Consider the following 8,880-nt stretch of genomic DNA (forward strand, 5'->3'; position numbering starts at 1 on the left):
AGGATTCGGAGTCGGGTTATATCCACTATTTCTAGTGTCGTTGCCACTTTGCCAACCTATGAGAGTAACATATGCGATATATCTATTGATAATGGACAGAGGAGCCTGCTATCAAAAATGACGATGGGTGTAATAGCAAATGGCAAGTATTTAGGCGGAGGACTTACGGCAGCTCCACGTGCAAACATCTCTGATGGTCTGCTGGACATAACCATACTTCAAAATTCTGGAAGCTTTAAGATGTTGGAGGGTCTTGTCAATATGCAAGAGAATAAAGATTTTACGCTGAATGATAATAATCTCTTTTATTCCCAGGCTAAAAAGGTCTCGATAAAGTCAAAAGAAAGAGAGATAACTGTGACTCTTGACGGTGAACCCACAGGTGTTCTACCTGCCACCTTCCAGGTTTATCAACACGCCTTGAATGTAAAGATTTAAGCCATGAGGCAATATGTGAGTAACAAAGTCTAGCTTAATTCAATTTTCTGTGATGCTGTGATAGTAGTTGCTATGGACGGTTGTGTCATAAGACATTGAGAACAGCATACATACAGTGAAGGCATAAAGGTAAACACACTAAATTTGCATTCAGGGAACATTACAAAGGCGCAGTTACTTCTAAGGGACAGTACATGAGTAATGTCATCGCTAATGTAGTTACAGGTAACCCGAATGCGGTAGTAGCAATTCCAATCATTAGTTGTTCTCACAAAATCACTAATTGGTTTCACAAAATGCTAACAGATCAGTAATTGGTCTCTTGACTGCTTCACTTAATTTTACTTATTTTGATCATTCTTTTAGATCACGTATTAATTTTACTTATTTTGATCACGAATAATATCCAACGAATAGTTCTTGTAAAGACAGAAAAAGTAGACAAAGAACAAACTAAATCTGTATGTTTTGAGAAATCATTTTGTCTGTCTGTCTATCACTTTTATTACCATTTCCAGCACTACATTCTTTTGCAGCATCTAGAATTAACTTGGCAATCTCATTTGGATGGGATACAAGTGAAGCATGGCTAGACTCAAGCGAGATAGTAGTAGCATCCAATTGTTTTGCAAGATTACGCTGCACATCAGGAAGAATCATGCGATCATTCTCGGATATTTGATACCATGTTGGCAGCTGCATAGGATTGAAATATAAGCACTACCGATTATTCTCCCCAAGATGAACATTAATCCGAGTTTGCTGAAGAAATGTCTTAGCACTCTAGTAATGGTTGGATTAGCATCGTTATTAATCGGCTTTGAACAAGTGATTGCCTTTATGGACTTAAACTTACAACTGCTAGGCATATTCCCGGCCCTTTATCATATTCATGTCCTACGGGTGTTAAAACTAACTCCCTTTCTTTGAACTTAGTGCTTCTAGGATCTCAAATCACACTAGCGGAACGTGAGATATTAGGGCCGGTGTGGGTCCACATTTTAATAATGGAACTATTCAGAATATAACATTAATCAAAAATATACAAGAAAATGCTGACAACATTTGCAAAGATCCAGTTCCTCTGACTATTGTGATATACGTTAAATGTAAAGCAGACAGCACGATACACTACTGTCAATCAAATGCAGAGGATCACTTTTGGCCCCTCTAATTCTACCATTCACTGCCTCTTTGGGCCACTTATCTCACATAAACTCTCAGCTGTACAATTGCCCTCGTAATATCCTCAATTATTTGTAATTTATGCAGCGGTTTGAAATGTCTATGATGCGTAATGACAAACGCTATAGACCAATACCTATTTTTTAGTCGACGTACGAAATATTTACATATATTATGGACAGTATGTTTCCGTAAGGATTTGGTATGACTGACTGCAATTATAAGATTTGTAAATCAATGTAATCATATGAAATATAAGCAACTTGTAGCATTGAATTCTGAGTTTCTTTTCGAATACTCACTTGTCGGAGTCGGTCTTGGTCGAAATCAAATATACATGCAGCAAGTAACATAAACCAAACTAGTAACAAGCAGTTTGTATGATACAACCAGCCCTGAAAATAGGATGAGGTAATAAAAAAATGGATGTTTTATGTTGGTGGGTTGATTCGTAACGTTGATTGTACGTTTTGCCGGTATTATAGCGATTAATAGGAAGTGCCATCCCTATGTGGATATCAGTCAAACTTAACCTCGCGGCGTGCAATGTTGGTGACAGCTATAGGACCAATAGTCTACGCCTTGTATTTCTGACTCCGAAAACTGTGAGCTTTCCTCCAATTATATCTATTACTTACAACGTGACAATATTAAATTCTACGAAGCCTCTTTACCTCCGAAGATGATGATGGGATACTTGACTTGAAGCTAATCCCTACATACAAATCGCCTTTGACATCAGCTGCGGCAAGTGCCAATAATACAACAAATATGTCTTCATCCTACCAGTTTACTACCCGGTTGGACAAGATCCAGATTTTATTGGACAAGAAGGAATGCATACCACAGGCACGTTTCACATACATGGACCTATGCTAATTCATGACTCACCTTATTCCATAAAAGTGTCTAGTAGAGACGACAAACTCCTTCCAACTCCTGTATCGGAGACCTTTATCTTGCCGCCAAGCATAACTTCGAGGAGGAAAATATAATCTGCAGTAGGACTAGTACTTACTTACCACCACATTATTTTTGAGAATTGTCTAAAATTATTATACTCTGGTTGTACTATCCTTACACCTGATTATTTCGTCCGGGTCTTGACTATCAAGGCACAGAGGTATAGCATTGACCCCACCCATGGTTCTAAATATGACAGACTTGCCTTCCATGACTGGGAATGCTGCCTCAGGTCCAAAATTACCCGGGTATTATGGTTCCATCGCAACGGGCGTATTACAGTTTGATGTAGAATCTATACCAACCCTTTTGTTACATGCTACCACTGTAGTATAAATTAAAGTGCATTCTCTTTTTCTTCTTAATTATTAATTTCATCTGGCGGGATTCTGTTTCGAATCTGTATCTTGCCGTGTAACATTCTATGGAGGTTTAAGACATCGTCTTCTGATACCAACCATTATGTCACAATGAGTGCGATAAAGCATTTGTATGTATGTAATTCACACTATTACTTAATATACCGATATGCAATTTTGATGTGGTTTGTTTACAATTGTATAATATGTATTTGTAATAATATGTAGTTGTAATGATATCCTCGCATAGTAAGAATATCGAGGGCGAGATAGCAACACATGCATTTACCTAAGGCACCAATATCATCTAATTTTCGGATTGTCTCTAGTTGCTGCATTCATTGATGCTATATGCAGCGCAGTATGGTGTTATTTCTTTACTGTGATTAAGATAGAGCAAAGTTAAGATATAGCAGTACAAGAACGAACTTGCTCGTAGTAACTAACTAAGTAAGGTAATGCAAGTAATTGCGTCTACTTGCAATGTAATCAAACGAGAATGTTGTTTAAACCCCGAATAGAACGTATTTTATACAATGCTGCGGTAGCTTACTCATGAAAGCAGCAAGAATTGTCAAGCCAAAGGAACCTTTACAGGTACAAGACCTTGAAACACCCAAACCAAAGGGTTCTCAGGTACTTGTCAAAGTACTTGCGTCAGGTGTTTGTCATAGTGATATTCATTTGTGGGAAGGAGGTTACGAAGGGCCTGAAGGCCAGTTTTTAAAAACTACAGACAGAGGTGTAAAATACCCAGTAACACCGGGCCACGAGATTGCGGGAAGTATAGAGGCTATAAGTGAAGAATCTCAAAGTTTGTTTGCAAAGGGTGATAAGGTTCTAGTTTATCCATGGGTTGGAGAGGGCACATGCCCTGCCTGTAGAATAGGTGAAGAGAATTTATGTGATAAACCCCGATCTCTTGGTATTTATGTCGATGGCGGATACGCGGATCATGTTCTTGTTCCAAGTTACAGATATCTTGTAAAAATTGGAAATGAAGAAGGAGACAATCTGGATATTAACGAAGCTGCCACCCTTTCGTGTTCTGCTCTTACAGCATACAATGCTGTAAAAAACGCCAATTTGCGACCAGACGATAATCTTGTAGTTGTCGGAGCCGGAGGACTCGGTTTGATGGCTATGCAACTAGCAAAGGCAGTCACAGGAGCCAAAATAGTTGCTATGGACTTGGAAGATGAGAAACTAAAACAAGCTCGAAAAGATGGCCATGCTGATTACACAGTTAATTCAAAAAAAGAAGATCCAGTAAAGACAGTCATGGAGTTAACAGACAAGATGGGCGCCGACGCTGTTATTGACTTTGTCAATGCATCAAAGACTGTGGAAACAGACATGCAAATACTTAGGAGGAGAGCAAAGGTGGTTCTAGTAGGGCTCTACGGGGGGGAATTGAAGCTAAATCTTGTCACAATGCCTACCAGGGCTTATAGGTTGATTGGATCATATACAGGAAGTTTAAGTGATTTGACTGAATTAGTCTCACTTGCAAAAAGGAAAATAATAAAACCACTTGTCTCAGACAGATTTAAGCTTGATCAAGCTACAGAAGCACTGTCAAAGCTAAAGGATGGGAAAGTTATGGGAAGGGGAGTTATAAATCCATGACCCTAAATCAGCAAGCTCAACAAAAAGAGGAAAAGAAAAACAGAAAGGAAGAGGAAGAAGTGGAAAAGTCAAACAAAACAGTGAAGACCAAAAATCCAGCAACGGAAGAGGTGTTAAATGAATATGACATTTTAACCAAAGAACAGGTTAACGAAGCAGCAAAAAAGGCCAAGGGTGCATTTATCCAATGGAGCACCATTGGCCTCGATAAAAGGACTGGGTTTCTTTATGATTTTGCTTCAGAGCTGAGAAAAAATAAGGAACGTCTTGCCAAGACTGCTACGCAAGAGATGGGAAAGGCAATTAAGGAAGCAAAGTCTGAAGTAGAAAAATGTGCTTGGGCAATAGAATATTTCGCTGATAATGGCAAGGCATTTTCAACTGACGAAATAATTAACACTGATGCCAGAAAGACCTTCATTACATTTCAGCCCATAGGCGTGATCGGAAGCATAATGCCTTGGAATTTCCCATACTGGCAAGCACTTCGGTTTGCAGCCCCTTCCTTGATGATTGGAAACACTATTGTTCTAAAGCCTGCAAGCGCCACGTTACAATGCGGAATAGAAATTGGAAAGACATTTGCTAAAGTAGGTGTACCGGCCGGAGTATTCCAGACACTTACAGGGGATTCAAACGTAGCAGAAAATCTGATAGATTCGACAATTAATGCAGTAACGTTTACTGGAAGTGTTTCAGCTGGAGGAAAGGTGGCACAAAGGGCAAGCTCCAAAATAAAAAAATGCGTTCTTGAGCTTGGAGGAAGCGATCCATTCATTGTGCTAGATGACGCAAATATAGAAAAAGCATCTAGCGGCGCTGTGAAGGGCCGATTTATCAACTGCGGACAAAGCTGCATTGCTTCCAAGAGATTTATTATTACAAAGAAGGTGGCAAAAGAGTTTATTGAAAAATTTGTTCAAAATACTGAAAAGCTCAAGGTAGGAGATCCGAATTCTGATGAGACGGACATAGGACCGTTAGTAAATGATAAAGGCTTGGATAATATAGACTCTATAGTCAAAGACTCTGTCAGAGACGGTGCTGAAATACTCACAGGCGGCGAACGTACTACTGTAAAAGGCAAGGGCTATTTCTACAAACCGACAGTAATTAAGAATGTTTCTCTCAACATGCGTTTAGCTCGGGAGGAAGTGTTTGGACCTGTCGCGCCGATACTAATAGCTGATGATGAGTTGCATGCAATCAGGCTTGCGAATGACACCGAATATGGTCTGGGTGCAAGTATGTGGACTGACGATATAGAAAAGGCTGAAAAGTACTCTAGGTCGATACAGTCAGGTATAGTGAGCGTTAACAATGTTGTCGCATCAGACCCAAGAATACCATTCGGTGGAGTAAAAAATAGTGGCTTTGGTAGGGAACTGTCTAGATTCGGGATGCTGGAATTTGTCAATATAAAGTCTGTGAGGTTTTATGACGAGTTATCCCATCAACATCATGTTGAGTAAAAGAGGGACAAGTATGAGAAGGAGAAGAAGAGGAGATGGAAAACAAATCTAATGTTTAAACCAGATAAAAGCAAATCAAAAGAAGATGATCCTACCAATCAACTTCCAGTTAAAAAGGTCCTAATATTAGGAGGCGGCTTTGCAGGTATTGAAGTTTTAAAGAGGCTTCAAAAGAAGTTTAAGAGTAGAGAAGATATCGAGATAACCCTGGTAAGTAAAGACAACTTTCTTTTATTTACGCCAATGCTCCCTGAGGTTGCATCTGGTATGATTGAAACAAGACATATAGTAACTCCAGTCAGAGAGTTCTGTAAAAAGGCCAAATTCTATGAAGCCACTGTTGAATCAATCAACTTTCGAAATAATCAAGTTGCAATAACTCACTCTATAGGCAGACAATCTAGTCCATCTGATTGGGACCAACATATCCTAAAATATGATTATCTAGTTATAGCATTAGGTAGCCAAAATAACTTCTTTGGTATGTCAGATGTCCAGAAACACGCTTTCACAATGACTAGCATTGGCGATGCTATCACCTTGAGAAATCATGTCATAAACATTCTAGAGCAGGCTAACTTGGAAGAACACAATATGAACTTACGGAAAGACCTTCTGACCTTCATAGTTGTAGGAGGAGGCTTTAACGGAATAGAAACTGTAGGTGAAGTAAACCATTTTGTTCGAGATAGCATTAAAAAGTATTACAAAAATATTCTCATGACCGATGTTCGTATATTACTTATCAGCGCTTCAGACAAGATACTGGAACAAGTAGACGAACAATTAGGCGAATATGCACTAGAAAAATTAAAGCAAAGTGGAGTAGAATTTATAATGAAACGTCATGTCAAAGAAGCTACACCAACTAGCGCTTCATTGGATGATGGGACCAAAATTAACACCTATACGCTGATATGGTCTGCAGGAGTAACTCCTTCTAAACTAATCAAAGAGTTGGACTGCGAACATGATAGAGGACATAGGATTATTACAAACCAATATTTAGAGGTGCCTGGTTATGAAGGAGTATATGCAATTGGGGACTGCGCATCAATTACTAACCCTGAGACTGGCGAACCATATCCTCCGACAGCACAGCACGCGATCCCTGAAGCCAAAACGGCTGCAAAGAATATCATAAATTCTATTAAGAAGCGAAAAGCAAGCGATGATAGCAATCGAGAAAAATTTAATTACAAAACCAAAGGGATGATGGCACAGATAGGTAAACGAACTGGAGTAGCTACATTGTTTGGAACAAAGGTCCGAGGATTTGCAGCTTGGTGGCTCTGGCGTACATATTATTTGGCGCAGCTTCCTACAACACAGAAGAAGTTAAAAGTTATGGGGGATTGGACCTCCGATCTTTTCTTTAGGCCAGATGTAGCAATGATAAAGAGACGAGAAATGGATATAGGTAATGATGAATCGGCTCATTCTGAAAAGAAACAGTCAAAGGAGACTAGTATTGGAGCTTGAATATGAGAAGTTCACCAATTGACAATATTACTGGCTGCCAGTATACACAATTGACACCCCCAGTACTTATAATCATACCTAGTAGGTAAGGCTTCATACCTGAAATGAGGTAAGTATGGGAGACAAATGGGCCAGTCATGTGTTGACTTAATTATGCTAACCGTTATACTTATCCACATATTCTCTAAAAAACTACTAGTGTAGAATAATTAATAACATAATACTCAAACCCCTTATTCAAATTACGAATCATAGTCTCCTGTGATGTGAAAACAAGACTGTATATCCAAAAAGCTATTTTTTATTCTAGAAGTCATGTATATCACAAGGTTCCTCTACTTTTATAAAGGGTTCTTTGAAGGACTGTAAATATCATTTAAACTCTCAACAATTGTAGTGACTAATACGACAGTATCTATATTAGCAGCTGTTGGCTTAGCATTGCTGCTCGTCGAGACATATATTATTCCTGATACAGAAGCGGCACTGCCAATAATGATAAACCTACATGGTGGCAAACAAGGTCCACCTGGTCGTTCTGGTCAGCAGGGTACGCAATGGCCTACGCATCACACAAGTGTAACTGGGGCCATAGGCCAACAAGATACACTTGGGAAGAACGGAAATAACGGGACAAATGGTTCAGCTGGACCCCACAGACAGCAAGGGGTGCACGGTATTCAGATTCGACCAGGTGTTGGCGGGGGTAGCCATCCTCAGGAATCTGTTTATATGATTGGTCCAGTAGGTCAGCTACGACCACAAGGAAACCCCGCCGATACTGTTCAACATTGGTCTCAAGACCCTATGGGACCAAGTTATATGGGAGGTACTGGTGGCACCGGTGTTACAGGGGTAACAGGGCTTCAAGGTCTGCAAGGTCCACAAGGTGAAACTGGAGCAAACAGTCAAGGATCGCTAGGACAAACCAGCGATACAGGTGGTTTCGGTCCTATTGGTTCTTCTGGCCAACAAGGACCAATAGTCGATACAGGACTAGGGTTTGTGAAATGCACTATATTGCAAAATGAGAGTAACCCAAACAATCCGCCAACTAGCAATGTTTTGACACCCATCTTACACAATCCTTTTAACTTACATCCCCAATTACCTAACGGTTTTGTGGCTACACCAGATAGTATATGCTTGAGATAGGTCCCGCGTCTATTGCTAACATTTGCCTCACTATTTATATCACTATATAGCGCTCTTAACATGCATATAAAATCTATATCTCGTAGAATATCAATTACTAGTCTAAAGATGTATTGCGAAAGCCATGAAGAATAGGCCTAATCCTTCAACTGCAAATTCAGTCGACACGTACATCGCAATTCAATACATATAGTCGT

6 protein-coding genes and 1 pseudogene are annotated in these 8,880 nt (G+C 39.6%); 5 read left to right on the top strand and 2 right to left on the bottom strand.

Annotation, left to right across the window (positions count from 1 at the left end; translation table 11 throughout):
* Positions 1 to 438, top strand: a 438-nt coding sequence (locus tag DYY65_RS08265) for a diacylglycerol/lipid kinase family protein (protein WP_236561745.1), incomplete at its 5' end; no start/stop codon positions are given.
* Between the two features lie 453 nt (positions 439 to 891).
* On the opposite strand, the gene DYY65_RS08270 is transcribed toward DYY65_RS08265, so the two are convergent.
* Both DYY65_RS08270 and DYY65_RS13025 read right to left on the bottom strand, forming a co-directional pair.
* Positions 892 to 1,140 carry an alpha/beta fold hydrolase gene (locus DYY65_RS08270; protein WP_162477495.1) on the bottom strand — a complete coding sequence of 83 codons (249 nt, stop codon included), beginning with the start codon at positions 1,138 to 1,140 and terminating at the stop codon, positions 892 to 894.
* Between the two features lie 1,565 nt (positions 1,141 to 2,705).
* Positions 2,706 to 2,831 (bottom strand): annotated as a pseudogene (locus DYY65_RS13025) (NAD-dependent malic enzyme); the annotation flags it as partial.
* 669 nt (positions 2,832 to 3,500) lie between these two features.
* On the opposite strand from DYY65_RS13025, the gene DYY65_RS08280 reads away from it, so the two are divergent.
* The 4 genes from DYY65_RS08280 (at position 3,501) to DYY65_RS08295 (ending at position 8,683) form a co-directional block, all read left to right on the top strand.
* Complete coding sequence (locus DYY65_RS08280; protein ID WP_162477497.1) at positions 3,501 to 4,574, top strand: alcohol dehydrogenase; 1,074 nt, start codon at positions 3,501 to 3,503, stop codon at positions 4,572 to 4,574.
* Positions 4,571 to 6,046, top strand: coding sequence for an NAD-dependent succinate-semialdehyde dehydrogenase (locus DYY65_RS08285; RefSeq protein WP_162477498.1), 1,476 nt, complete (start codon positions 4,571 to 4,573; stop codon positions 6,044 to 6,046). Before DYY65_RS08280 ends, DYY65_RS08285 begins: the two co-directional genes overlap by 4 nt.
* A 51-nt stretch (positions 6,047 to 6,097) precedes the next feature.
* The gene (locus DYY65_RS08290; RefSeq protein WP_162477499.1) at positions 6,098 to 7,528 is read left to right on the top strand and encodes an NAD(P)/FAD-dependent oxidoreductase; all 1,431 of its coding nucleotides are present in this window, start codon (positions 6,098 to 6,100) and stop codon (positions 7,526 to 7,528) included.
* A gap of 396 nt (positions 7,529 to 7,924) precedes the next feature.
* Positions 7,925 to 8,683, top strand: coding sequence for a hypothetical protein (locus DYY65_RS08295; protein WP_162477500.1), 759 nt, complete (start codon positions 7,925 to 7,927; stop codon positions 8,681 to 8,683).
* Positions 8,684 to 8,880: the final 197 nt, after the last annotated feature.

Origin of the sequence: Nitrososphaera sp. AFS, from assembly GCF_009898475.1 — an archaeon.
In the GTDB taxonomy this organism is placed as follows: Archaea; Thermoproteota; Nitrososphaeria; order Nitrososphaerales; family Nitrososphaeraceae; genus Nitrosopolaris.